This is a genomic window from Delftia sp. PX-1, from assembly GCF_055797465.1.
The window spans coordinates 327,797-351,947 of sequence record NZ_CP184763.1; the positions used below are offsets into that span (position 1 = coordinate 327,797).

Consider the following 24,151-nt stretch of genomic DNA (forward strand, 5'->3'; position numbering starts at 1 on the left):
TGTGGGCGATAAAACAAGGCAGGCCTTTGGGCCTGCCTTGTTTCCTGATTACTGGTACGTCCTGACCATGCCCGCCCGTGCGGCCTCCGAGTTGTCGCACATGTCCTTGGCCTGTTTGTAGAGTGCCTGGGCCTTGCTCTTGTCCTTGTCGACGACTTCGTAATGGCTGGCCTTGGCAAGCACCAGGTTGTATTGGAGATAGCCGGCGCTGGCCGATGGCAGCGACTTCACGGCCTGTGACACCATTTGGTCCAGGCCCTCCAAGGACCCGCCCCAGCGCGGGCTCAGGTAGTTGAGGGCATTGACGCGGGCCGCCAGGTTCTTGGGATCGGCCTGATCGGCCGCCTGCAGCCACTGCGCCGCAGTACGTCCACCCACCTGGTTTTCCATCGCGGCCAATCCAATCAGCATCGTCTGCGGCAAGGCCGAGCGGGCATCCAGCGCCATGGCCTTTTGCAGATACGGCTGGGCCTTCGCGCTGAGCTGCTTGACACTGTTCCACTGGCTGCCCGTCACGCTGGAAGCCGGCGCCTCACCACGCGCGCCAAATGCCTTGTTGCCGTAATAGAGGCCCGCATTGAGCTGGGCAAAGAACGACTTGGGCTGCTGATCCGCCCACATGCGCATCACGTTCTCTTCCTGCAGGCTCAGTTGCTGCAGTCCCAGCAGATCCCGCATGGTCAACAAGTCCCCGCCCGAGGAAGAAAGATTCTTCTTGTGCTTGCGGGCCAGTTCCTTGTCCAGCGCCTCGAACTTGAACTCGCTGAGCAGTGCAGCCCTCTCGGACTCTTCCAGAGTGGCATTGCCATCGGGAATCAGCGGGCACTGCGCGGCATAGGTGGCAGTGGCTGCGGAGAGAGACAGGGTGGCGAGCAGGATGCGGATCAGGGTTTGGGTGGGGTTGGAGGCCATGTGCGTCCCTCTTGGAAATGGAATGTGTTATTCAAAAATTTTCAAAATCAATGTTAGATATATTTGTCTTTCTCAAGACAATATATCCATCAAGATAAATTCGGCATCGAATGGTGAGCATCAGGCTCCATGCGATTAATTATCGACCAGCATGGTAAATAAATTATTCAGAAATTCAATTGCGTATGTTATGGATAAGCAGTTTTTGCTGGGCAACTGTATGACTGAGGTTCATGCGGCATTGGCATGTTCATCCTGGAATGCTTGGGGCTTGTTCAGTGAAGGCAGGCTGATTAATTATTTTGTCAATTTCGGATTGTGAATAGAGACTATATCGTTCAAGCAGTTATTGTTGTTGCACGATAATACTACGTGTTTGTCTTTCACATAAAATTTTCCTTCAAAGAAGCCGCTTGAATTAAAATTTTTTACGGCTTCGTTTTTTAAATTGAACTGCATAACTCTTCCCCAGTCATAGGATTTGTAGTCAATCAATGCGTCTTTTCTTTCAAGAAGCCCGCCAAATTCTCCTGCAGGAAAATATATATCGAGAGTTTTTCTATTCTTTTTGCTGAAAAATGGTGTGCTCACAATAAGTAGTGATTCTTTGCCTGCGAATTGAGTAGGCAGAGTCCATTTGCCTTTTACGGTTATGCATTTTTTGCTATTGGGTATGCAGAATTCGGAGGTTTTGGTATTTGAGTAAAAGAAATATATAGCACCCGTGACCGTGAAAGAAGTCAGCAAAATACCAGCAATATATTTTTTCATTTTATTCACATTCATCAGATGTTGAAATGGTCCAATTCCCTCGCCCTGCTGCATGAGCTGAATTGTCATAACCTTTGGGTGTGGCGCTAACCATTGCGCCGTATTCCGCGGCAACAGCTTTCGCTCCCGATAATCCACCAGAAGTTCCCGCAGCGATCAATGCGTCTGAGCCAAACTCAAACCCGATCTCTGCGGCCGTGAGTGCATCTATTTTTCTTTGTTTGTCTAAATATCTTAGTGCCTCGTTATCCCATTCACTCATCGGGGTACCTCGCGAGAGTTTTGCTACCAACTCTTCATATGCCTGCTTTCTCTTTAAAATTGCATCACATTTACACGATCTCTTTTTTGCGGATTTCCTTCCGGAAACAACACCCCACAAATCTAAAGCGCCTCCTGCAATATCAAAAAGACCGAGAGGGTCCATAGCGATAGTTGGTGATTTTGGGTATGAAGTATTATGAGATCCCCCCGCTAACCCAATCGGATCCTGATTGATATAGCTCCCCACCACCGGATCGTAATACCGATGCCGGTTGTAATACAGCCCCGTTTCCCTGTCATGGTGCTGCCCTGGCAGCCGGATCGCCTGGAGGATGCCTTGCGGGTTGTACTCCTGCAGCACATTGCCCCAGGGATCCAGCTTGCTACCCAGGCCACTTGGCCGGTCTGGTCCGTCAGGACCATTGGCGTGCCCAGTTGGTCGCAGTGGTAGTGAGATGGCGATGCGCTGTTGCCGCTCCTGTTCCTGCAGTTTTGCCTGCATGCCGCTCAGTAGGCGTGTGGTGCCCTCGGCCTCTTCGCCCAGGATCGCCTGGACGCTGGGCTGCAGGCTGTGCTCCAGGGTGTGGCGCAGGTGGCGGGCGGCCTCTTGCTGCATGTCCCTCGGCACGTCGCTGAGGGTGGTTTGCATGAGGGCCAGGGCTGGTGCCTAGTGGTCGTCGTCGCTATCCTGCGGCATGCCCGCAGTCATGGCTTGCCCCGGCAGGTGAGGCTCGTCTTGGGGATCGCCGCTGGCCATTGTGTTCCAGGTGTTCCGCTTGGTGCAGGCTGTGATTGTTGCTGTCGAATGTGTAGCGATTTGGGCTGTGAGGGCTGTACGAGAAGACATTTCTCATTAGCTTTTTCGCCACTGATCTTTAGTTTGTGTCGACACGCTGGATGGGGTGCGTACTCCGTGCATTTCTATGAATTTCGTGCAAGCCGTTAATTAATAAAACATGCCAAAAATCCGATATAACGCATTCATTTATTTTTATTTCCATCCTTCTGTAACTTATTTTTTTTATTTTTTGGAAAAATAGCAAAAATAATAAATACCACACCCAAAAATATACCACCACATTCTCCAAAAAAATCTAAAATCGGAAACGCCAACCAATAAATAAAATAGAATGGAGACGATTTTACACCTGTATGAATATTGACTCCATCGGGCAATCCAAGTGTAACAACAATAAAGAAACAACCAATTAAGAAAAGTAATTTTTTCATTATCTTCCCAGTCTAAAAATCCCTAACCCTTTCTTCCAATTATCTTTAACATCATAAGCATTGGAGAATGGATCTACTTTTGGATCAAATGGCATTTGATACGCTGGATCTCTACCTGCAGATACGCAGCGGCATCCCTGTGGAGGATCTGCAGTTGAATTTGCAGGGGAATGAAGTCTGTGGATTTTTTTGAATCGCCAGATTTGCAAGCAAGTGAATTTTTATCAGAACAATCCCATTCAACACATGGAAGATCAAGCGGATCCCCTGGATACCCCGGATTTGGCGTTTGCGTCATGTTCGCGGCAGCCTCATATGCTGCACGACGAGGCAGATCGCTACGAGGAATAGGTCTTGGTATTTGTCCTCGTGGATAGTATGTTCCCGCCGCAGGGGGACCAATTGAGCGTAATCCCATCGGATCTATCCAATTCAATGGATTTTCAGGGTAATTGAAATGATTAGTTCCGCCTAACCAACCAATCGGATCCTGATTCACATAACTCCCCACCACCGGATCGTAATACCGATGCCGGTTGTAATACAGCCCCGTTTCCCTGTCATGGTGCTGCCCTGGCAGCCGGATCGCCTGGTGGATGCCTTGCGGGTTGTACTCCTGCAGCACATTGCCCCAAGGGTCCAGCTTGGCCGCCCAGGTGACTAGCCCCCGTTGGTCGGTCAGGGCCATGGGCGTGCCCAGATGGTCGCAGTGGTAGTGGTGGATGGCGATGCGGGCGTGCTGTTCTTTTTCCTGTTTCTGCAGTTGGGTCTGCATGCCGGTGAGCAGGCGGGCCGTGCCCTCGGCCTGTTCGCCCAGCATGGCCTGGGCGCCGGACGGCAGGCCGTGGTCCAGGGTGTGGCGCAGGTGGCGGGCCGCGTCTTGCTGCATGTCGCGCGGCATGGCGTCGAGCATGGTTTGCATCAGGGCCAGGGCCGGCGTGTGGTTGGGGTCGTCCTGGTCGGGCAGGCCTGCGGCGATGGCTTGCACCAGCAGGTGGGGCTCGTCTTGGGGGTCGCCGCTGGCCGTGGTGCTCAGGCGCACCAGGGGCGTGAAGCTGCCGGGCTCGTAGATGGTGTGTTCTATGTGGCGCGTGTCGCTGCCGTGCTGCAGGCGCTCGGTGTGGATGAGGCGGTCGCCGTCCCAGCCGTAGTAGTGGGTGCGGGTGGGGGTGGTGGAGTCCGCGCTTTCGACCTGCTGCTTCAGGCGCCTGCCCAGGGCGTCGTAGGTGTAGCGGCTGTGGTGGCGCAACTGCTCGGCGTTGCCCTGGATCTGGCTGCTGCGCACGGCGATGAGCTGGTGTGCTCCGTCGTAGTGCAGTTGCTGCTGGCTGTGGTCTGCATGCATTTGCGCGATGCGGTTGCCGCAGGGGTCGTAGCGCCAGACGCGGTCTTCGCTGAAGCCGATGCGGTTGTCTTCCCAGCGCTGCACGGGGCCTTGCCGCTGGCCTGCAAGGTGGCCCAGGCCCATGAGGTTGAAGTCGGTGTGCCGCCAGTGGGCGTGGACCTGGGCGGCCCAGCTGTCCTGAGGGCTGGCTTGACCCGGTGTGCCCGGTGCGGGCAGGCGGTTGCCCGCAGGGTCGATCTGCCAGCGGGTGGTGGTCTGGGGCTGCTGGCTGTCGGTGGCCGCTCTGAGGCGCCCGGCGCTGTCGTAGCCGTAGCGCAGCAGTTGTGCGGCCTGGCCCGGGGCGCCGGCCTGTTCGATGGCAACGAGCTGGCCCAGGCTGTCGTAGTGGTAGCGGCGGCCAAGGATCTGGCCGATGAGGGGCTGGACGAGGTGTTCCCTGCCTTCCGTGCTTTGCAGGCCTGTGGTGCCCAGGGCCGTGAGGCGGCCCATGCTGTCCCATTGGCGTTGCACCTGCAGGGGGTGGTGTGCGTCGGCGTCTGCGTCTGCATCTGCTGCGGGAGTGGGTGGGTGCAGGCTGCGGCGGACTTCGCGGTGCAGGGCGTCGCGTTCGAAGTCGATGAGGCCGGCGCCGTTGAGCTGCAGTCCGTGCACATGGCCTGAGCCGTAGGTGAGCCAGGCGATCTTTCCCAGGCCTTGCAGCTGGCTGTGCTGGCGTGCGCCCAGCGCATCCAGGGTGTGGGCGATGCGGTGTTCGTATTCGATCTGCGCTGCGCCCCCGTTGCCGCCCCCGTCCTTGCCTGGGCGGTACAGCTGCTGCACTTCTGCGGTGATGCGGCCCAGGGCATCGCGTTCCAGTGCTATGCGGCTTTGCAGTTGGATGGTGTTCTCTGCGGTGTTCTCGACGGTGTGCTGCCAGACGCTGGCGGCCATGAGGCGTCCGGCCGCATCCCATTCGTAGCGGTGGGTCTGGGCCGGCGCATGGGCCGTGGCGGGCAGCTGACGTTCGACCAATCTGCCGCCTTCGTCCCAGCGGTAGTGGCTGCTGCTTTGCCGTGCAGCGTTGCCGTCCGTGGCTTCCATGAGCTGGCCTGCCGCATCCCAGCGGTAGCGCTGCAGCCGCTGGTCAAACCCTTCTTCCTGCACGAGCCGGTCCAGCGCGTCCCAGGCAAAGCGGCTTTGGGCTCCGTTTTCGTTGACGAGACGCGTGAGGCGGCCGGCGCTGTCGTATTCGAAGGCCAGGGTGAGGCCGCCATGTGTTCGCTGGACCAGCCTGCCCCAGAGGTCGTAGCGCAGGTGGATGCTGGGGTCGGCGGCCGGTGCAGCAGGGCTTTGTGCCCCCATGAGAGGGGTGAGCGGGGGCTGGGCCGGTTCGATGCGCGTGAGATGGCCTGCGCTGTCGTAGTGGTAGCGCTCGATCTGGCCGTTGGGCAGTTCGCTGGCCACGATGCGGCCCTGGCCGTCGCGCTGGTGGCGTTGGCGCTGGCCCAGGGCGTTGCCCACTTCGATGAGCGCACCCCAGCGGTCGTAGTGGTAGTGCGTGCTGTGGCCCGAGCAGTCGGTGTAGCTGAGCAGTTGGCCCGCGTCGCTCCAGGCCAGCTGTTTGCTGCCGCCCTGGGCGTCTTCGATGCGCCGGGGGCTGTCGCAGGTGAGCGGCGCTTCCTGGGGGTCGGGGTAGTGGTAGCGCTCGGTGCTGCCGTCGGCCTGGGTGATCTGGGTGAGGCGTCCCCAGGCGTCGTATTGGTAGCCGGTGGTGGCGCCTGCCGGGTCGGTGGAGGCGAGCAGGCGGCCCGTGGCTTCGTCGTGTTCCTGCTGGGTGCTGCGCCCATCGGGCAGTTGCACGCCGATGAGCCGGCCCTGGCCGTCGCGCCTGAGGTGGACGCTGCGGCCCAGCGGGTCGGTGCGCGAGGCCAGGCGGCCGAAGCTGTCGTAGGCCTGCAGCCAGCGGCTGCCGTCGGCCTTGTGGTGGGCGATGAGGCGCGACAGGCCCGCTGCGCCTTCGAAGTAGTAGGTCTCGATGCGATCCAGGCTGTCGCTGACGCGGGTGGCCGCGCGCGGCTGGCCGTCCGGGCCCGGCGGTTGGCTGAGGTAGTCGAAGCGGTAGGACAGCCCTTCCTGGTTGCTGTGTTCGATGACGCGGGCGCCGGGCTGGGCGCTCTCGTAGCGGTAGCGGTGCCAGGGTCCGCTGGCATGGCGGTGGGCGCTGATGCGGTGGTGGTCCCATTCGAATTCGCGCACGAGCTGGCCTGCGCGGTCGTGGACGGTGATGAGATCGCCTGCACTGCTGTAGCCGTAGCGCACGAGCGTGATGGGGGTGGACAGGGGATGCAACGGGTCCTGCGTGAGGTCGACCCCGATGAGGCGCCAGCCATCGTCGGCGCCCCACAGTCCGTTCAGGCCCTGCGCGTCCTTGCCGCCGTGGATGCGCTGGTGCAGCAGCCGGTAGCGCCGGCCCGTGCCGTCGCTCAGCGAGACCAGGCGGCCTGCGGGGATGGGGTCCTTGCTCGCACTGTGGCCGGCCTCGGGCGTGGTGCCGTCGCTGTAGTGGTAGAGCTGGCGGCGCCCGAAGCGGTCGATCTGGGCCATGAGGCGCCAGGGACCGTCGACCGACTCACCGGGCGGGGGGCCAAAGCCCCAGAGGGTGTCGCCATCGCTGCTGAAGGCCAGGATGGCCTCGGGATTGCACGCCAGCGCCGCCTCCACATGCGACCAGCGCGGGTTCGCAGCCCAGGGCGCTGTGCCGCCGTCCGGCTCCGGGCTGCCGCCGCGCAGCAGCCAGATGTCTTCGCTGGCACTGTGCAGCTGGCCGCCCGGGGCCAGAGGCTGGTCGAAGGTGATGACGCGGCCGCTGGCGTCCAGCAGCAAGGTGGCCTCTTCCTGCAGGCGGATGCTGAGCTCCTGCAGCAGGTGCCAGCCATGGCCCAGCAGGCCGCAGGCAGCGCCGTGCTCGGGGTTGACGTAGCTGCTGTATTGACGCTGCCAGGCCACGGGCAGCGCAGCCGAGGGCAGGGCAAAGTCCAGGTCTTGTGCGCCCAGCAGGACCTTGGCGCCCAGCTGGGGGTTGACGGGGGAGCTGACGGTGATGCCGCCCGGGCAGACGGAGCAGGCCAGGCCCCCCTGGCTGCCGATGAGCACGGTGCGCGAGCCGGTGACGATCTTGCCCTTGACGACGCTGTCGGTGATGCGGGCTGCGGGTTGGCCACTCATGCGAGGCTGCTCCTGGAGAGGTGAGAGAGAACGGGACGGCGGATGCAGAAGATGCGGGGAATGCAGGGGCTGCAGGACATGCGGGCCTCAGCAGTTGAGCCGGTCCATGGGCGAGAGGATCTGGATGTCGCCGGGCGTGATGCGGATGGTGCTTTCGCCGCAGGTCAGCAGGATTTCCTGCTGGGCTTCGAGCCGGATCTTGGCGGCATTGAGCTGGATGCTTTGTCCATCCATGGTGAGCTGGGAGGCCTTGCCACCTCCGCCTGCGCCCCCACCGCTGCCGCCGCCACCACCGCCCACGGTCAGCGAGTACTGCGAGCCCACTTCGGTGCTTTGCTTGCTGCCGACCTTGACCTGGCGCTCCTGCCCCACGGTGAGGCTCTGGTTCATGCCCACATGGGTCTGCATGGCCACGCCGATGTTTTCCATGTAGTTGACGCCGATGTTCATCATCTTCATCCCACCCACGTTCTGCATGTAGGCCATGCCTATGGTCTGGGTCTTGAGCAGGCCGACCGTGACGTGCCAGTTCTGGCCTATCTTGTCGGTCTCGGTCTTGCCGATGGTCTTGCTGCGGTTCTTGCCGATGGAGATGTTCTCGTCGATGCCAACGTCTTCATTGCGGTTGTCGCCGATGCTGATCTTCTCGTTATGGTCCACCCGCTCCGTGCGGTTGTTGTGCACGGTGATGGTCTCGTCACGGTCCACGGTCTCGGTGCGGTCGCGGTGGATGACGCTGGTCTCGTCCCGGTCGATGGTCTTGCGCCGGTCGTTGCCCACCCATTTGTCCTCGTCGTTCTCGACTTCGGTGAGCTGGTCCTTTTGCGCATGCAGCCACAGCTGTTCGGCGCCCGCCTTGTCCTCGAAGCGGATGGCGTTGGCGTCGCCCGGGCCGTTCTTCATGCCCGCGCCTGCGGCACCGCCCTTGCTCGACCGGGTCTTGATGCCCGATTGCGTGGCGTTGGCCGGCAGCGCCCAGGGCGGCATGTTGGCCGCGTTGTAGACGCAGCCCGTGACGATGGGATAGTCCGGGTCGCCGTTGAGGAAGTCCACCACCACCTCGTGCCCTATGCGCGGGATGGAGATGGCGCCAAAGCCTGGTCCTGCCCAGTTGGTGGCCACGCGGATCCAGCAGCTGGAGTTCTGGTCCTTGCTGCCCAGCCGGTCCCAGTGGAACTGCACCTTGATGCGGCCGTATTCGTCGGTCCAGATTTCTTCTCCGGCCGGACCCACGACGACGGCGGTCTGCGGGCCCGTGGTGCGCGGCTTGGGCGTGGTGCGCGGCGGCGTGAAGGCCAGGCTGGTGGGCTGGGCCTGCAGTTCGTAGCGCTGGAAGGAGCCGTCTTCGGCGGCGCTGCCCTTGGCGCCCGGGGCCACAGCGCTGACGCGGGGGTTCTCCTTGAGGTGGTAGCTCAGGCCGGTGATCAGGTACTGCCGGTTCTGGTCACCACGCGGGTAGTTGTAGAGGCTGAAGGTGTAGCCCGTGGCCAGCGCCCGGTGGCAGGACTGGCCCCGCACCCGGCTGTGGCCCGTGAGGCCTTGCTTCAGGCGCACGCGGATGTAGGCATCTCCATCGCCGTACTCCGTGTAGCCGCCCGGCCATTCGTAGGTTTCATGGCCGTCGTGCGCATGGCCCGGTGGATCGCGGCGCATGTGGGACAGTTCGGCCCGGGGCTTTTTGAAGTCGTAGTCGTCGATGTAATGGCGGCCCGGCTTGATTTCCTGCTCCAACTGCCAGGCGTGGATGTTTTCCTGATCGCCTGCGGCGGCTTTTTCCGGGGGATAGAAGGGAATGGATTCACCACCGGGCAATGCGCCATGCGAGGCAATGATGTCGTCGCACAGCACCAGGGTGTGCTGGCCCGATGCGTGCTCGAAGAAATAGTAGATGCCTTCGTGTTCCATCAATCGCGAGACGAAGTCGCAATCGCTTTCGTTGTATTGCACGCAGTAATCCCAACTGCGATAGGCGCGCGTGAGTTTCCTTTGCATTGGATGGCCATAGACGCCCAATACCTGCTCGATGATGTCGGGCACGTTGAGGTTCTGGAAGATGCGAAAGTCGCTCTTGCGCGTGGCCAGCCACAGCCAGGGGCTCAGGCGCGCCTTGTAGGCTTAGTGGCGATGGTCCTGGCCCTGCATGCCGAAGCGGGTGACGATGCCGTCGATGAAGCGCCTGCCGCCGCCCTGGGTTTCTATTTCTATGGTGGCGTTTTTGCCCAATAGGGCCTTGGGATCGATGCTTTCGTTTTCGCTGAGCATTTCCACATCGAGGCTGAAAAGCTGGCTGATGTTTTCCTGGCCGCGCAATTCACGGAAATGCAGTTCATCGCCCAATGGCGTATGGATGGTGACTCGGCGTGTCATTGTATGAACCGCCCTGGGGGCGGCCTCCCGTCTCTTGGTGAGCGGGGATCATAGACAAGCCGATGGCTATAGGGCAATCAAATGCAGGGTCAGATACATCCTGTAAATGTAAGCAATTTCCCATCTTGGATACAGGCATGTATTTGAATGGCAGGCTATCCAATCAGGCATGTTCCAAAATCAGGTAATCCAGACTTGGCTGATCATGTGCTGTGGCAGGCGACCTGGGAATGTGCTGTACTGGGCATGAAAGCATTTGCACTTTTTTGGTGCATTTTTGGTGAGATGCCATGTGAGCGACCGCTATCACCGTAACGGTGCAGAACTTCTGCACAAAGCCGGTGCATGGGAGGATGCTGCGGTGCTGCATTGGTGGGCCGGAAGGCGCCCCACCCGGCAGAAAAGACTGGCACGGTCCGTGCTTAACCCGGTTGTCACGAAATTTTTCAAACCGGAGGATCCCATGTCCCGTGCCAGCCTCAAGTCGCTCGCCATCGCCTGTGTCGCCATCGCTCCGCTCTGGGCCCACGCCCAGCTCACGGCCAATGTGTCCCTGACGACGAACTACAAGTTCCGCGGACAGGACCAGGACACGGGACGCAACAAGGCCGTCAAGCCTGCCCTGCAAGGCGGCTTCGACTACACCTTCGGCGACAGCGGCTGGTACATCGGCAACTGGAACTCCAGCGTGGACTGGCTGCCGGGCAACTCCCTGGAAACCGACTTCTACGGTGGCTACAAGTTCAAGGCCGGCGAGGTGGACCTGGACTTCGGGGCCCTGCAATACCTGTACTCGGGCAACTCCAGCGGCAACACCACCGAGCTGTATGGCGCGGCCACGTACGGCCCGTTCACGGCCAAGTATTCGCACACCGTATCCAAGGACTACTTCGGCTGGGCGGGCGAGAAAGCCGGCTCGGGCCTGTCGGGCCGCAATACCGGCTACCTGTGGCTGGGCTTCAGCAAGGAAGTCATGCCCAAGGTGACCGTGAAGGCCTCGCTGGGCTTTACGCGCTTTGCCAGCGACATCAAGGGCCTGGGCGTGCCCAACTATATGGACTACAGCGTGGGCGGTGCCTACGATTTCGGCGACGGCGTGTCGCTGGGCGCGGCCGTCACGGGTGCGAACAAGAAGTCTTACTTTGGTGACGTCAACAAGGCCCGCCTGATCGTGACGCTGACCAAGACCCTGTAACCGGACCTGAGGAGCTAAGCATCATGAAACTGGTGACCGCCATCATCAAGCCCTTCAAGCTGGACGAGGTGCGCGAGGCGCTCTCCGACATCGGCGTGCAGGGCATCACCGTGACCGAAGTCAAGGGCTTCGGCCGCCAAAAGGGCCATACCGAGCTGTACCGCGGCGCGGAATACGTGGTCGATTTCCTGCCCAAGCTGCGCCTGGAGGCCGCCGTGCCCGACGCGCTGGTGGACCAGGTGATCGATGCCATCGAGGCCGCTGCGCGCACCGGCAAGATCGGTGACGGCAAGATCTTCGTGCTGCCCATCGAGCAGGCCGTCCGCATCCGTACCGGCGAGACCGGCGACAGCGCACTGTGAGTTTCAACCCCACGTTTCCCGAAAGACTGCCATGACCAAACGACTTCTTTCCATGGGCCTGGGGCTGGGCCTGCTGGCCGCAGGCGCCGCCGCCCTGGCACAGGAGCCCGCCGCTGCTGCAGCCGTTGCCGATGCGGCCGCTGCGGCAGCCCCCGCCGCCGCGGCCGCAGCCGAGGCGCCGGCCCCCGCGCTCAGCGCCGGTGACACGGCCTGGATGCTGACCTCGACCATGCTGGTGATCCTGATGGTGATCCCGGGCCTGGCACTGTTCTACGGCGGCCTGGTGCGCACCAAGAACATGCTGTCCGTGCTGTGCCAGGTGTTCGTGATCTTCTCGCTGATCACGCTGCTGTGGGCCGTCTACGGCTACTCGCTGACCTTTGCGGGCGAAGGCAACTTCTTCGGCGGCTTCGGCAAGATCTTCCTCAAGGGCATTGCGCCCGACACGCTGGCCGGCGCACTGCCGACCATTCCCGAGTACGTGTTCGTGGCCTTCCAGTCCACGTTCGCCGCCATCACCGTGGCCCTGATCGTCGGCGCCTTCGCCGAGCGCATCAAGTTCTCTGCCGTGATCCTGTTCTCGGTGCTGTGGTTCACCTTCAGCTACATCCCCATGGCCCACATGGTCTGGGGCGGCGGCCTGCTGGGCAAGGACGGCGCGCTGGACTTCGCAGGCGGCACCGTGGTGCACATCAACGCCGGTATCGCCGGACTGGTGGGTTCCTACATGCTGGGCAAGCGCATCGGCTTCGGCCGTGAGGCCCTGCCTCCGCACAGCCTGACGCTGACCATGGTCGGTGCCTCGCTGCTGTGGGTGGGCTGGTTCGGCTTCAACGCCGGCTCGGCAGGTGCTGCCAACGGCATCGCCGGCCTGGCCTTCATCAACACCATCGTCGCCACGGGCGCCGCCACCATCTCCTGGCTGGCCGCTGAAGCCCTGCACAAGGGCAAGGCCTCGATGCTGGGTGCCGCCTCGGGCGCCGTGGGCGGCCTGGTGGTCATCACCCCGGCGGCCGGCCTCGTGGGCCCCATGGGCGCCATCGTCATGGGCCTGATTGCCGGTCCCGTCTGCCTGTGGGGTGTGTCCGGCCTGAAGAAGCTGCTCAAGGTCGATGACGTCTGCGACGTGTTCGGCGTGCACGGCGTGGGCGGCATCCTGGGCGCCATCCTGACCGGCGTGTTCTGCGCCTCCAGCCTGGGCGGCATCGAGCCGGCAAACTTCAACATGGGCCATCAAGTGTGGGTGCAGGTCAAGAGCGTGCTGCTGACCATCGTCTGGTCCGGTGTGGTGGCTGGCATCTCCTACAAGATCTGCGACTTGGTCGTCGGCCTGCGCGTCAGCGAAGAGTCCGAGCGCCAGGGCCTGGACATCACCACGCACGGCGAGGTGGCGTACTACCGCTGATCGGTTTACAGGGAGTTCATTGCGGATTGGCCTCGGTGCTTGCACCGGGGCCTTTTTTCATTGCCGCGCCGCAAACGCCCTTCAGCAGCTGAGGAAATCAGGAGGCCTGCTGCACGCCAACCGCCTTATGGTGAGCTCCGTTATAAGACGGATCTTTGGCCTATATTCCATTGACGGAATATATTCTGGAGGGAATAATGACCCAACCCTGGGAGGTGGAGTACACCGACGAGCTTGGCATCTGGTGGGCCGATCTGACGCAGGCCGAGCAGGAGTCCATCGATGCATCGGTTCGGTTGCTGGAGGCAAGAGGGCCGAATCTCGGATATCCCCATACGTCCGGCATCGAGCGTTCAAGGCACCCGCACATGCGCGAGCTTCGCGTGCAGCACGAAGGCCGGCCCTATCGGCTGCTGTACGCATTCGATCCGCGCCGCTGTGCCATCTTGCTGATCGGCGGCGACAAGACGGGCGATGGCCGCTGGTATGAGGTGCATGTACCCATCGCCGACCGCTTGTACGACACGCACATCGAGACCCTGAAAAGAGAAGGACAGATCCATGGCTAGGAAATTCAACGAACTGCGCGCCGGCATGTCGCCCGAGGCACAGTCCCGTGCTGCGGCACGGGCCGAGGCCATGCTTGTGGAAATGCAGTTGCAGGAGCTGCGCAAGGCCCGCAACGTGACCCAGGTCGAAGTGGCCAGGGCCATGAGCGTGGAGCAGGCTGCCGTCTCCAAGCTGGAGCGCCGCGAGGACATGTACGTGAGCACGCTGCGCGAGTACGTCAAGGCCCTGGGCGGCGAGCTGAAGCTGGTGGCCTCCTTTCCCGACGCCGACATCCAGGTCCATCCTTTCGAGCCGGCACGATGAAGGCCGCAGGCGGCTGATTCGACTTGCGCCTTTGCCTTTTCGTCCCGGGTGTTTTGCGCCGCCCGCAGAACTTCAAGCGCGCCGTTCAAAAAATTCACGGGCCCGCACCGAGGCGCAAAAGGGCCCAGCCGCTACCATGCAGGCCATGGATTCAGCCCAAAGCCAACTCATCCAGATCGCCGAGCGCGTGCGCGCCGCGGCGGCCGACGCCACGCCGCTGCGCATACGCGGCGGCGGCACCAAGGATTTTCACGGTCTGGCCTTGCAGGGCGAGCTGCTGGACACGCGGGCGCTGGCCGGCGTGGTCAGCTATGAGCCCAGCGAGCTGGTCGTGACCGTACGCGCCGGCACGCCGCTGGCCGAGGTCGAGGCCCTGCTGGCCGCACAGGGCCAGTGCCTGGCCTTCGAGCCTCCGCATTTCGAGGGAGCGGATGGCCGCGCCACCGTGGGCGGCATGGTGGCCTCCGGCCTGTCGGGCCCCTCGCGCGCCAGCGTGGGTGCCGTGCGCGACTTCATGCTGGGGCTGGAGATGATCAACGGCCAGGGCGAGCTGCTGCGCTATGGCGGCCAGGTCATGAAGAACGTGGCGGGCTACGACGTCTCGCGGCTGATGGCTGGCTCCTGGGGCACGCTGGGCCTGATCACCGAGGTCAGCCTCAAGGTGCTGCCCGTGGCGCCTGCCGAGGCCACGCTGCGCTTCGAATGCACGCAGCAGCAGGCGCTGGACTGGCTCAATGCCTGGGGCGGCCAGCCGCTGCCGCTCAATGCCAGCTGCTGGCTGCAGGAAGACAGCGCGGCCCAGGGCGTGCTGTACCTGCGCCTGCGTGGTGCGCGTGCCGCCGTGCAGGCGGCCTGCGGGCGCCTGGGGGGCGAGCGCATGCACAGCGCTGCGGCCGACTGGCAGGCCTGCCGGGAGCACCAGCTGCCCTGGTTCACCGCACGCGCACCGGGCCATGCGCTGTGGCGCCTGTCCGTGCCGCAGACGGCGCCGGTGCTTGCGCTGCCTGACGGCTGCACGGGGCCCCTGATCGAATGGCACGGCGCATTGCGCTGGGTACAGGCGCCGCGTGCGCTGGGCCATGCGCTGCGCACGCTGGCAAAAGCAGCGGGCGGATCGGCCACCTTGTTCCGCGCCGAGGCCGCAGACCAGCCCAGCGCCGAACCCGATTTCGACGCCCAGGCGGCCGATGCCACGGCCGCGCTGCATGCACGGCTCAAGCAGGCCTTCGATCCTGCGGGCATCTTCAACCGCGGCCGGCTGGCCGCCGCCTGGTAGGCCGGGCCAACGCCTGGCTCCGCCCATGCGCATGCGCCACCACCTGCACCTGCTCACGGACCGGCACCGCACGGTGGCCAGCAACCGCACGCTGGGCCTGTTGCTGGCCTTCAACGCGGGTGCGGTGAATGCGGGCGGCTTTTTGCTGGTGCACTCCTATACCTCGCACATGACGGGCTTTGTCTCGCTGCTGGCCGACAACCTGGTGCTGGGCAATACGGCTCTGGTGCTCAGTGCCTGCGGCGCGCTGCTGGCCTTTCTGTGCGGCGCGGCCGCGACGTCGCTGCTGGTCAACTGGGCGCGCCACCACCGGCTGCGCAGCAGCTATGCGCTGCCGCTGCTGCTGGAAGCCGCGCTGATGCTGCTCTTCGGCTTGCTGGGCGCGGCCATGCTGGCCTGGCCCACGCCGTTCGCCGTGCCGCTGGCCGTGCTGCTGCTGTCCTTCATCATGGGATTGCAGAACGCCACGGTGACCAAGATGTCGTCCTCGCAGATCCGCACCACACACATGACGGGCGTGATCACCGACCTGGGCATGGAGCTGGGTCGAGCCCTCTACTGGAACCGCCATGGCAGCCCGCCCGAGCACCGGGTCCACGCCAACCATGTGCGGCTGCGGCTGTTCGCAGGGCTGCTGTCCATGTTCCTGCTGGGCGGCATTGCGGGCGCGCTGGGTTTCAGGCACCTGGGCTTCGTCTTCGTCGTGCCGCTGGCCGTGGTGCTGTGCCTGCTGTCCCTGCCGCCGCTGTGGGCCGACCGTGCGCGGTTGCCCCTGCTGCTGGGCCGGCGAGCCGCGCCTCGCGCATGACCGCCGTGTCCGGCTGCCGTGCCTGACCGTTCCCCGATACCCATACAACAAGAGCCCCACCATGCAGACCCAACTCGCACCCCAGTACCGCGCCACGCCCGAGGGCCAGGAGGCCGAAGCCATTTTGCGCAAGTGCGTGCACTGCGGCTTTTGCACGGCCACCTGCCCGACCTACCAATTGCTGGGCGACGAGCTGGACGGGCCGCGTGGCCGCATCTACCTGATCAAGCAGGTGCTGGAGGGCGAGACCCCCACGCGCGCCACCCAGCAGCATCTGGACCGCTGCCTGACCTGCCGCAACTGCGAAAGCACCTGCCCCAGTGGCGTGCAGTACGGCCACCTGGTGGACATAGGCCGCAAGATCGTCGAGGAACAGGTGCCGCGCCCCTTCGGCGAGCGCGCCAGGCGCTGGGCGCTCAAGGAGGGGCTGAACTCGCCGCTGTTCGCCCCGGCCCTGAAGCTGGGACAGGCCGTGCGCGGCCTGCTGCCCGAAGTCCTGGCCGAGAAAGTGCCCCAGCCGCAGGACGCGGGCCGCTGGCCCGTGCGCGAGCATGCGCGCAAGGTGCTGCTGCTGGCCGGCTGCGTGCAGCCCGCGATGATGCCGCGCATCAACTACGCCACGGCGCGCGTGCTGGATGCGGCCGGCATACAGACCGTGATCGCTCCCAACGCCGGCTGCTGCGGTGCCGTGAAATTCCACCTCAACGACCAGGAAGGCGGCAAGGCGCAGATGCGCGCCAACATCGACGCCTGGTGGCCCCAGGTGGACAGCGGCGCGGTGGAGGCCATCGTCATGAACGCCTCGGGCTGCGGAGTCACCGTCAAGGAATACGGCCACCTGCTCAAGGACGATGCGCAGTACGCGGACAAGGCCGCGCGCATCAGCGCCCTCACGCGCGACCTGAGCGAGCTGCTGCCTGAGCTCCTGCCCGAGCTGGCCGAGCGCCTGCACGGCAGGGTGCGCGCACCGGCCGCGCCCATGGCCTACCACCCGCCCTGCACGCTGCAGCACGGGCAAAAGCTGCGCGGTGGCGTGGAAACCCATCTGGCCAGGCTGGGCTTCGAGCTGCGCGTGGCGCGCACCGAGTCGCACCTGTGCTGCGGCTCGGCGGGAACCTACTCGGTGCTGCAGCCCGAACTCTCGCACCAGCTGCGCGACCGCAAGATCGGCGCACTGACCGAAGGCTTCGATGCCCGGCGGCCTGCAGCCATCCTCTCGGCCAACATGGGCTGCATCGTCCACCTGCAAAACGGAACGGACGTGCCGGTGCGCCACTGGATCGAGGTGCTGGACGAGGCCCTGCCGGCCTGATGCCACCCGCGCATCTGTGCCGCATGCGCGACGCCGTGGGGACTATGCCCGCGCAAGCCTTTGCAATGCTGGCATGATGCGGGGTTTCGTTTTCTCCAAGCCCATGTGCTCCGCCATGACTGAATCCGTGTCTGAACCGCAAGAACAGAACGCCGCGCTGCCGGCGGACGCCGCTGCCGGCACCGTGCCGCAGGCTGCCGCCAGCGCCGATGGCCAGGGCCGCAAGCGCTCGCGCCGCGGCGGACGTGGCCGCAACAAGGGCAAGGCCTCCGAGCCCGTCGCCGACGCCGCAACCGGCGCGGCCGGCAGTGCCGAGGCCAACGCTTCCAGGCCCGTGCGCACCCAGCATCCGCTGCTGGCGCAACTGGCCCAATGGCATCCGAACCTGTTCGGCGAGCAGCCCCTGCCGCTCAAGCGCGGCATCTTCGAGGACCTGCTGGCCGCCCATCCCGAAGCCATCGACCGCGACCAGCTCAAGCTGGCCCTGTCCCAGCACACACGTTCCAGCCGCTACCTCACCGTGGTGGCCAGCGGCCAGGCGCGCCATGACCTGCAGGGCCAATCGGTCGAGCCCATGGCGCCCGAGCATGTGCACCATGCGCTGATCGAAGTCTTCCGTCGCCGCCAGCACCGCTCGCCCGAGGACCTGGCGCCCAAGCTGCGCAACCGCATCATCGCCGCCTACGAGGCCTCGGGCCTGTCCCGCGACGACTATGCGGCGCGCGTGCAGGGCCGTGACGAGGCCACCAACGCCCTGGTGGCCGAGGCCCTGGCCGAAGCCGATGCGCGTTCTGCACGAGACGAAGCTCTGCTGCGCGCCTTCGAGGCCAGCGGCCAGACCACCGAAGCCGGCTTTGCCGACATGTACGGCATGAACCCGCGCCAGGTGGCGCAGCAGCTGGAACGCGCCCGCCGTCGCCTGCAGACGCAGGCGGCCTGAGGTACCAAGGACCGGCACCAAGGACCGACGCCAAAGACCGGTAGCACCGCCTGCCGGCACACTCCACCGCCGCATGCTTGGCAAGGGCCGCGCCGGTGCACCTGCCCTGGATCACAGGCGGCATCTCTGCAGCGGACCCTTCCGCCAGCACGCAGATGCCCACCAGGGGCGGGCCCGGGGATGAACTGTTTCACGGACGCCGCTGCACCCGGCCACGGGGCGGCGGCGCCTTGCCGTGCGCGCTCGTTCCCGTGGTCTGGCAAGGGCGCGCAAGGCACTTCAAAAGCAAAAAAGCAAAAGGAGACTTGCGATGTGGCTGGGTTTGTCGTTGTTCTACGTGGGCGCCGTGCTGTGCCTGAATGGCCTGTGGATGCTGGGGCGCATTGCCGACCGGGAGATCTGGGTCATCAACGTGTTCGCGGGCCTGGTCTCGCTGATCATCGGCCTGGCCTCGGCCTTCGGGCCCGAGCCTGATGCGGCCTCTGTCAAGACCGGCGCGCTCACCCTGCTGTTCGCCTTCACCTACCTGTGGGTGGCCATCAACCGCTTCACGGGGGCCGATGGCCGGGGCCTGGGCTGGTTCAGCCTCTTCGTGGCGATCACGGCCGTGCCGGTGGCCATCGATTCGCTGATCGGCGCCCGCACTGCCATCGACTGGTGGATGGCCGCCAACTGGGCGGCCTGGGCCGTGCTGTGGGCCATGTTCTTCATGCTGCTGGCCCTGGGCCGCAACATCGGCCGCATGACGGGCACGCTGTGCATTGCGCAGGGCGTGCTCACGGGCTGGCTGCCGGGCTACCTGCTGCTGGCCGGGCAGCTCACGTGCTGATTGCGCAGCGTTGGTGCGGGCAGGGCGTCAAGCCCCATGCCGTCGTGCATGCGCCAGCGCAGACAGCAGCGCGGCCGCGATGATGCAGGCACCGCCCAGCAGCGTGCGCGGCGTCAGCACCTCGCCTGCAATCAGCACCGAGGAGACGCTGGCGAACACCACTTCGGCCAGCATGACCACGGCCGTCACGCCGGCCGGCAGGCGCGCGGCGCCGAACTGCAGCGCCCAGTTGCCCAGCATCAGCAGCACGGCCAGGCCGGCGGCGATCAGCATCCAGCCGGCCTGCGGAGCCGGCAGCGGCGGCACCAGGCCCACGCTGCTGCCTGCAAAGGCGCTGAACAGGCCCATCGCCATGCAGCCGCTGAACATGGCCAGCATGCGCGCCTGCGCCGGCACGGCCTGCAGGCGGCGCAGCAGCACGTTGGTCAGCGCGAAGGTGAAGCCGCCGAACAGTGCCAGGCCGTCGGCCAGCGACAGGCCGCGCAGCAGCCCGGGCGAGCCGCCGCTGAATGTGCCCTCGGGCACCAGCACCAGCGCCACCCCGCCGAAGGCCAGCAGCAGCCGCGTCAGCGCAGCGGGCGTGGGCCGCTCGCCCAGGAGCCTCCAGGCCAGCAGCACCGACCATGCGGGCATCAGATAGAACAGCAGCACCACGCGCACCACGTCGCCAATGGTCACGGCCCAGTTGAAGGCGATGTTGTTGCTGCCCGCGCAGGCGCCCAGCAGGATCAGGGCCGGGTACTGCAGCGCCTGGCGCAGGCTGGCCGGGCGCAGCGCCACCAGCCCCGCCAGCACCAGGGCATACATCAGCGCCGTGGCCCACAGCGGATGCAGGCCAGCCTCGTGCATGGCGCGGAACGGCCACCAGGCCAGGCCCCAGACCAGGGTGTTGAACAGCAGGGCGAGAACGGGCAGCGGGCTATGCATGGGGCAATGAAAAACGCCCGGGCAGGCAAGGCCTGCTCCGGACGCCGTGGGGACAAGGGCAGGCTAGTGGCAATCCTTGCGGGCAATCGCCAGCAGGCGCTCGACTTCCTCGGGATGCTGGCGCAGGTTGTTCCTGTGCCAGCGTCCGATCAGCCACATGATGCCGGCCACCACCAGGCCGAACACCGTGATGGCACCAAAGGCCGACAGCCCGAACTTGGTGGACAGAGCATAGAAGGCGCCCAGCGCCAGGATGCAGGCCTGCTCGTTGAAGTTCTGCACGGCAATCGAGCGGCCCGCGCCCATGAGGTTGTGGCCGCGGTGCTGCAGCAGCGCATTCATGGGCACGACCAGGAAGCCGCCCAGGCCGCCCAGCAGGATCAGGAAGGGAATGGCCACCCACACGCTGTGGATGAAGATCATGGCGATCACCAGCAGGCCCATGGTGATGCCCAGCGGAATGACGCGCGTGGCGTTGTCCAGCCGCATGCGCATGGATGCGAGGATGGCGCCTGCCGCCGTGCCGATGGCCACCACGCCCACCAGGGCCGATGCCTGGGAGGTGCCGTAGCCCAGGGCCGCCGCGCCCCAGGCCAGCACGATGTAGCGCAGATTGCCCGACACGCCCCAGAACAGCGTGGTCGTGGACAGCGAGATCTGGCCCAACTTGTCCCCCCACAGCCGCTGGCTGCAGGTCCAGAAGTCGGGCAGCAGGGCCAGGGTGTTGGCCAGCAGGCTCTTGCTGGGGTCCTGGCGCAGCGGGCGCAGGATGGTGTCGGTCAGCGGAATGCGCAGGTTGAACCAGGCGGCCAGCGCATAGACGCCGACCAGCACGGCAATCGCCGCCTCGGCTGCAGTGTCCACGCCCGTGTCCAGCAGCGGCAGGTCGAAGTCCAGCAGATGGGTCGAGATGCCCGGGCTCAGCAACTGCCCGCCCACGAGCACGCCCAGGATGATGGAGGTGATGGTCAGCCCCTCGATCCAGCCATTGGCCTTGACCAGCTGGGAGGCGGGCAGCAGCTCGGTGAGGATGCCGTACTTGGCGGGCGAGTAGGCCGCTGCGCCCAGGCCGACCACGGCGTAGGCGATTAGCGGATGGTTGCCGAACAGCATCATCAGGCAGCCCACGATCTTGATCGCATTGCTGATGAACATCACCCGCCCCTTGGGCAGGGCGTCGGCAAAGGCGCCGACGAAGGGGGCCAGGATCACGTAGAACAGCGCGAACATGGGCACCAGGGCGGCGCGCTGCCACTCGGGGGCGCCATTGGTGCGCAGCAGTTCCACGGCGGTCACGAACAGGGCGTTGTCTGCCAGCGAGCTGAAGAACTGCGCTGACATGATGGTGTAGAAACCGCGCTTCATGGATAGGCAGATGGGGTCAGCCGCAGGGCTGCTGACCGGTTAAATAAGGGCCCCGTGGCAAGTGACTGGCGGTTATATCACGCGGCCTTTGGCCGGCAGTGCCAGAATCCCAAGCTTCTGACTGAGTGAAAACCATGCCGCGTCCCATTCTTGCCACCATCCATTCCGCCGCGCTTCGCCACAATCTGGAGCGGGTGCGGCAAGCGGTCCCCGATGCCAAATTGTGGGCCGTGGTCAAAGCCAACGCCTATGGCCACGGTATCGAAAACGTGTTCGAGGCCCTGCGCGGCGCCGACGGCTTCGCCATGCTGGACCTGGCCGAGGCCGAGCGCGTGCGCCAGCTGGGCTGGCGCGGCCCCATCCTGCTGCTGGAGGGCGTGTTCGAGCCGCGCGACCTGGAGCTTTGCTCGCGCCTGTCCATCTGGCATGCCGTGCATTGCGACGCCCAGATCGACTGGCTGGCCGCGCACAAGACGCAGAACGGCCACCGCGTCTTCCTCAAGATGAACTCCGGCATGAACCGCCTGGGCTTCACGCCCGAGCGCTTTCGCGCGGCCTGGGCCCGGCTCAATGCATTGCCCCAGGTGGAGGAAATCTCGTTCATGACCCACTTCAGCGATGCCGACGCAGGCGCTGGCCAGTCGGGCATCTCCGCGCAGCTGCAGCGCTTTCACGACGCCACGTGCGACCTGCCCGGCGAGCGCAGCGTGGGCAACAGTGCCGCCACGCTGCGCCATGGCGACGATGCCCAGGTGCGCTGCGACTGGGTGCGGCCCGGCATCGTGCTGTACGGCAGCTCGCCCGACTATCCGCAGCACACGGCGGCCCATTGGGGCCTGCAGCCCACGCAGACACTGAGCTCGCGCATCATCGGCGTGCAGCAGCTGGCTGCGGGGCAGAGCGTGGGCTATGGATCGCGCTTCACGGCCGAAGGTCCCGTGCGCCTGGGCACCGTGGCCTGCGGCTATGCCGACGGCTATCCGCGCCACTGCGGCACCGGCACGCCCGTGCTGGTCGACGGCGTGCGCACCCGCACCCTGGGCCGCGTGAGCATGGACATGCTGGCCGTGGACCTGACGCCCGTGCCCGATGCCGGCATGGGCAGCGAAGTCACGCTGTGGGGCCGCGCCAGCAACGGCGCCGTGCTGCCCATCGACGAGGTGGCCGAGGCGGCCGGCACGCTGGGCTATGAACTCATGTGCGCCGTCGCGCCGCGCGTGAACAAGGCCGTCGATTGATCAGGGCGCGGCCTGGACGCTGTCCCTGGCCCGCTCCAGCAGCGCCATCATCTGCTGTTGCGCGGCAGGCTCCCAATCCTTGAGCAGCCGCGCCGCCAGCGCCTGGCGCGACTGGCGCAGCCGGTCGAACAGGGCCTGGCCCTGGGGGCTGAGGCTCAGGCAGCGCACGCGGCGGTCGCGGGCGTCCGGTTCGCGGTCCAGCCATCCCTGCTCCTGCAGCTGCGCCAGCATGCGCGCGAGCTGGGCCTTGTCCATGTGGCTGTGGTCGACCAGATCCCTTTGCGTGCGGCCCGGGTGCCGGCCCACGTACATCAGCACGCGCACCTCGTTGGGCGTCAGCCCGGGCTCCATGGACTCCATGTCCTCGCGCATGCGCGAGCGGAACAGGTGCAGCAGCTCGTGCATGGCCTCGAAGATATCGGCGGGCAGGGAGGCATTCATGGCAGGGTCTTGTGGAAATATGTTGACAAAGTCAACGGATGACAGAGAATTGGTGGACTAAATCAACATTCTAGGCCGTCACAGGCCGTTTCGCCAATGAACTTGCCCAATCCAGCCAACTCTGCCGTGGCGCCTGCCCCCGTCGTCCACCGTGTCCGCCATCCGTTCCGCGCCCGCCATGTGCAATTGCTCTCGCGCGAGCAGCCCAGCCCCGGCTTTGTGCGCCTGACCCTGGGCGGACCCGAGCTGGAGGACTTCGTGAGCGCCGGTTTTGACGACCACGTCAAGCTCATCCTGCCGCAGGCCGGGCGCGAACTGCCCGCGCTTCCCGTGCTGCTCGATGGCCGCCCCACCTTCGTGGAGGACGAGCGCCCCACCTTGCGCGACTACACGCCGCTGCACTACGACGCTGCGCGCCAGAACCTCATCATGGATTTCGCACTGCACGATGCAGGCCCCGCCACTGAATGGGCGCTGACCGCGCCCCTGGGCCAGTGGGTGGGCCTGGCCGGGCCGCGCGGCAGCCTGGTGATCTCGGCCAACCTGCCATGGCATTGGCTGTTCGGCGACGAGACCGCCATGCCCGCCATCGAGCGGCGCCTGGCCGAGCTGCCCGCCGGCAGCCGCGCCGTGGTGCGCGTGCAGCTGCGCAACCCTGCCGACCGCCGCCAGTGGAAGAGCACGGCCCAGCTGGACTGTGCCTGGGTCGAATCGCTGGCCGACGCCGTGCAGGCGCTGGAGCTTCCCCAGGACGACGACGGATATATCTGGGCGGCGGGCGAGCACAGCGCCATGGCCGAGCTGCGGCGCCTGCTGCTGGCCAAGGGCGCCGCGCCCAAGCGCATGCGCGTGGCCTCGTACTGGAAGCAGGGCCAGGCAGACCACCATGAAGACCTGAACGATCCCAGCTGACCTGCGTGGAGAAAAGCAAGAAAGGCACAGACGAAAAAAAGCCCACCGAAGTGGGCTTTTTTTCGTGGTGGTTGCGCGAGAAGGATTTGAACCTCCGACCTTTGGGTTATGAGCCCAACGAGCTACCAGACTGCTCCATCGCGCGGTAATTCCGCAGTAATTTCGTTTCACCGCA

Annotated in this window: 19 protein-coding genes, 1 tRNA gene and 2 pseudogenes; 12 read left to right on the top strand and 10 right to left on the bottom strand. The window is 64.6% G+C overall.

The window, feature by feature from the left end:
- Positions 1-48: 48 nt before the first annotated feature.
- The 6 genes and pseudogenes from ACN20X_RS01475 to ACN20X_RS01500 all read right to left on the bottom strand — a co-directional run bounded on the left by ACN20X_RS01475 (position 49) and on the right by ACN20X_RS01500 (position 10,093).
- Positions 49-912 carry a DUF4034 domain-containing protein gene (locus tag ACN20X_RS01475; RefSeq protein ID WP_016452093.1) on the bottom strand — a complete coding sequence of 288 codons (864 nt, stop codon included), beginning with the start codon at positions 910-912 and terminating at the stop codon, positions 49-51.
- Between the two features lie 297 nt (positions 913-1,209).
- On the bottom strand, positions 1,210-1,737 hold the full coding sequence (locus ACN20X_RS01480; protein WP_473210830.1) for a hypothetical protein: 528 nt from the start codon (positions 1,735-1,737) through the stop codon (positions 1,210-1,212).
- Positions 1,685-2,710 (bottom strand): annotated as a pseudogene (locus tag ACN20X_RS01485) (RHS repeat-associated core domain-containing protein); the annotation flags it as partial. The gene ACN20X_RS01480 and the pseudogene ACN20X_RS01485, both read right to left, overlap by 53 nt.
- Positions 2,711-2,928: 218 nt before the next feature.
- On the bottom strand, positions 2,929-3,177 hold the full coding sequence (locus tag ACN20X_RS01490) for a hypothetical protein (protein ID WP_128422766.1): 249 nt from the start codon (positions 3,175-3,177) through the stop codon (positions 2,929-2,931).
- A gap of 73 nt (positions 3,178-3,250) precedes the next feature.
- The gene (locus ACN20X_RS01495) at positions 3,251-7,726 is read right to left on the bottom strand and encodes an RHS repeat-associated core domain-containing protein (protein ID WP_473210224.1); all 4,476 of its coding nucleotides are present in this window, start codon (positions 7,724-7,726) and stop codon (positions 3,251-3,253) included.
- 87 nt (positions 7,727-7,813) lie between these two features.
- Positions 7,814-10,093, bottom strand: a pseudogene (locus ACN20X_RS01500) (type VI secretion system Vgr family protein).
- A gap of 463 nt (positions 10,094-10,556) precedes the next feature.
- Between ACN20X_RS01500 and ACN20X_RS01505 the strand changes: the two are divergent.
- The 10 genes from ACN20X_RS01505 to ACN20X_RS01550 all read left to right on the top strand — a co-directional run bounded on the left by ACN20X_RS01505 (position 10,557) and on the right by ACN20X_RS01550 (position 19,093).
- Positions 10,557-11,288, top strand: coding sequence for a TorF family putative porin (locus tag ACN20X_RS01505; RefSeq protein ID WP_016448601.1), 732 nt, complete (start codon positions 10,557-10,559; stop codon positions 11,286-11,288).
- Positions 11,289-11,311: 23 nt separating this feature from the next.
- The gene (locus ACN20X_RS01510; protein WP_012202241.1) at positions 11,312-11,650 is read left to right on the top strand and encodes a P-II family nitrogen regulator; all 339 of its coding nucleotides are present in this window, start codon (positions 11,312-11,314) and stop codon (positions 11,648-11,650) included.
- A gap of 31 nt (positions 11,651-11,681) precedes the next feature.
- Positions 11,682-13,055 carry an ammonium transporter gene (gene amt, locus ACN20X_RS01515; RefSeq protein ID WP_026062912.1) on the top strand — a complete coding sequence of 458 codons (1,374 nt, stop codon included), beginning with the start codon at positions 11,682-11,684 and terminating at the stop codon, positions 13,053-13,055.
- 197 nt (positions 13,056-13,252) lie between these two features.
- A complete protein-coding gene (locus ACN20X_RS01520) occupies positions 13,253-13,624 on the top strand; it encodes a type II toxin-antitoxin system RelE/ParE family toxin (protein ID WP_047468107.1) in 372 nt (123 codons plus the stop codon).
- Positions 13,617-13,928, top strand: coding sequence for a helix-turn-helix domain-containing protein (locus tag ACN20X_RS01525; protein WP_016448598.1), 312 nt, complete (start codon positions 13,617-13,619; stop codon positions 13,926-13,928). The genes ACN20X_RS01520 and ACN20X_RS01525 overlap by 8 nt, the downstream gene beginning before the upstream one ends.
- A 136-nt stretch (positions 13,929-14,064) precedes the next feature.
- On the top strand, positions 14,065-15,204 hold the full coding sequence (gene glcE, locus ACN20X_RS01530) for a glycolate oxidase subunit GlcE (RefSeq protein WP_473210225.1): 1,140 nt from the start codon (positions 14,065-14,067) through the stop codon (positions 15,202-15,204).
- Between the two features lie 25 nt (positions 15,205-15,229).
- Positions 15,230-16,012, top strand: coding sequence for a YoaK family protein (locus ACN20X_RS01535; protein ID WP_016448596.1), 783 nt, complete (start codon positions 15,230-15,232; stop codon positions 16,010-16,012).
- Positions 16,013-16,073: 61 nt separating this feature from the next.
- Positions 16,074-17,324 (top strand): glycolate oxidase subunit GlcF, encoded by a 1,251-nt coding sequence (glcF, locus tag ACN20X_RS01540; protein WP_209672766.1) that lies wholly within the window; start codon positions 16,074-16,076, stop codon positions 17,322-17,324.
- A gap of 73 nt (positions 17,325-17,397) precedes the next feature.
- A complete protein-coding gene (locus ACN20X_RS01545; protein WP_046987537.1) occupies positions 17,398-18,264 on the top strand; it encodes a ProQ/FinO family protein in 867 nt (288 codons plus the stop codon).
- Between the two features lie 310 nt (positions 18,265-18,574).
- Positions 18,575-19,093: an AmiS/UreI family transporter gene (locus ACN20X_RS01550; RefSeq protein WP_473210226.1), complete on the top strand. Its 519-nt coding sequence runs from the start codon at positions 18,575-18,577 to the stop codon at positions 19,091-19,093.
- A gap of 27 nt (positions 19,094-19,120) precedes the next feature.
- On the opposite strand, the gene ACN20X_RS01555 is transcribed toward ACN20X_RS01550, so the two are convergent.
- Positions 19,121-20,020 carry a DMT family transporter gene (locus ACN20X_RS01555; RefSeq protein WP_473210227.1) on the bottom strand — a complete coding sequence of 300 codons (900 nt, stop codon included), beginning with the start codon at positions 20,018-20,020 and terminating at the stop codon, positions 19,121-19,123.
- A gap of 63 nt (positions 20,021-20,083) precedes the next feature.
- On the bottom strand, positions 20,084-21,385 hold the full coding sequence (gene lplT, locus ACN20X_RS01560) for a lysophospholipid transporter LplT (RefSeq protein WP_016448591.1): 1,302 nt from the start codon (positions 21,383-21,385) through the stop codon (positions 20,084-20,086).
- A 134-nt stretch (positions 21,386-21,519) separates the two neighbouring features.
- Between lplT and alr the strand changes: the two genes are divergently transcribed.
- Entirely contained in the window at positions 21,520-22,623 is a 1,104-nt protein-coding gene (alr, locus tag ACN20X_RS01565) for an alanine racemase (protein ID WP_160855941.1), read from the top strand.
- Here alr and ACN20X_RS01570 read toward each other — a convergent pair whose 3' ends face one another.
- Positions 22,624-23,064, bottom strand: coding sequence for a MarR family winged helix-turn-helix transcriptional regulator (locus tag ACN20X_RS01570; RefSeq protein WP_016448589.1), 441 nt, complete (start codon positions 23,062-23,064; stop codon positions 22,624-22,626). It lies immediately after the preceding gene.
- Between the two features lie 96 nt (positions 23,065-23,160).
- Here ACN20X_RS01570 and ACN20X_RS01575 point away from each other — a divergent pair, with 96 nt between their 5' ends.
- A complete protein-coding gene (locus ACN20X_RS01575; RefSeq protein ID WP_133073782.1) occupies positions 23,161-23,976 on the top strand; it encodes a siderophore-interacting protein in 816 nt (271 codons plus the stop codon).
- Between the two features lie 68 nt (positions 23,977-24,044).
- On the opposite strand, the gene ACN20X_RS01580 is transcribed toward ACN20X_RS01575, so the two are convergent.
- Positions 24,045-24,121: transfer RNA gene (locus ACN20X_RS01580), tRNA-Met, on the bottom strand.
- Between the last annotated feature and the right edge of the window lie 30 nt (positions 24,122-24,151).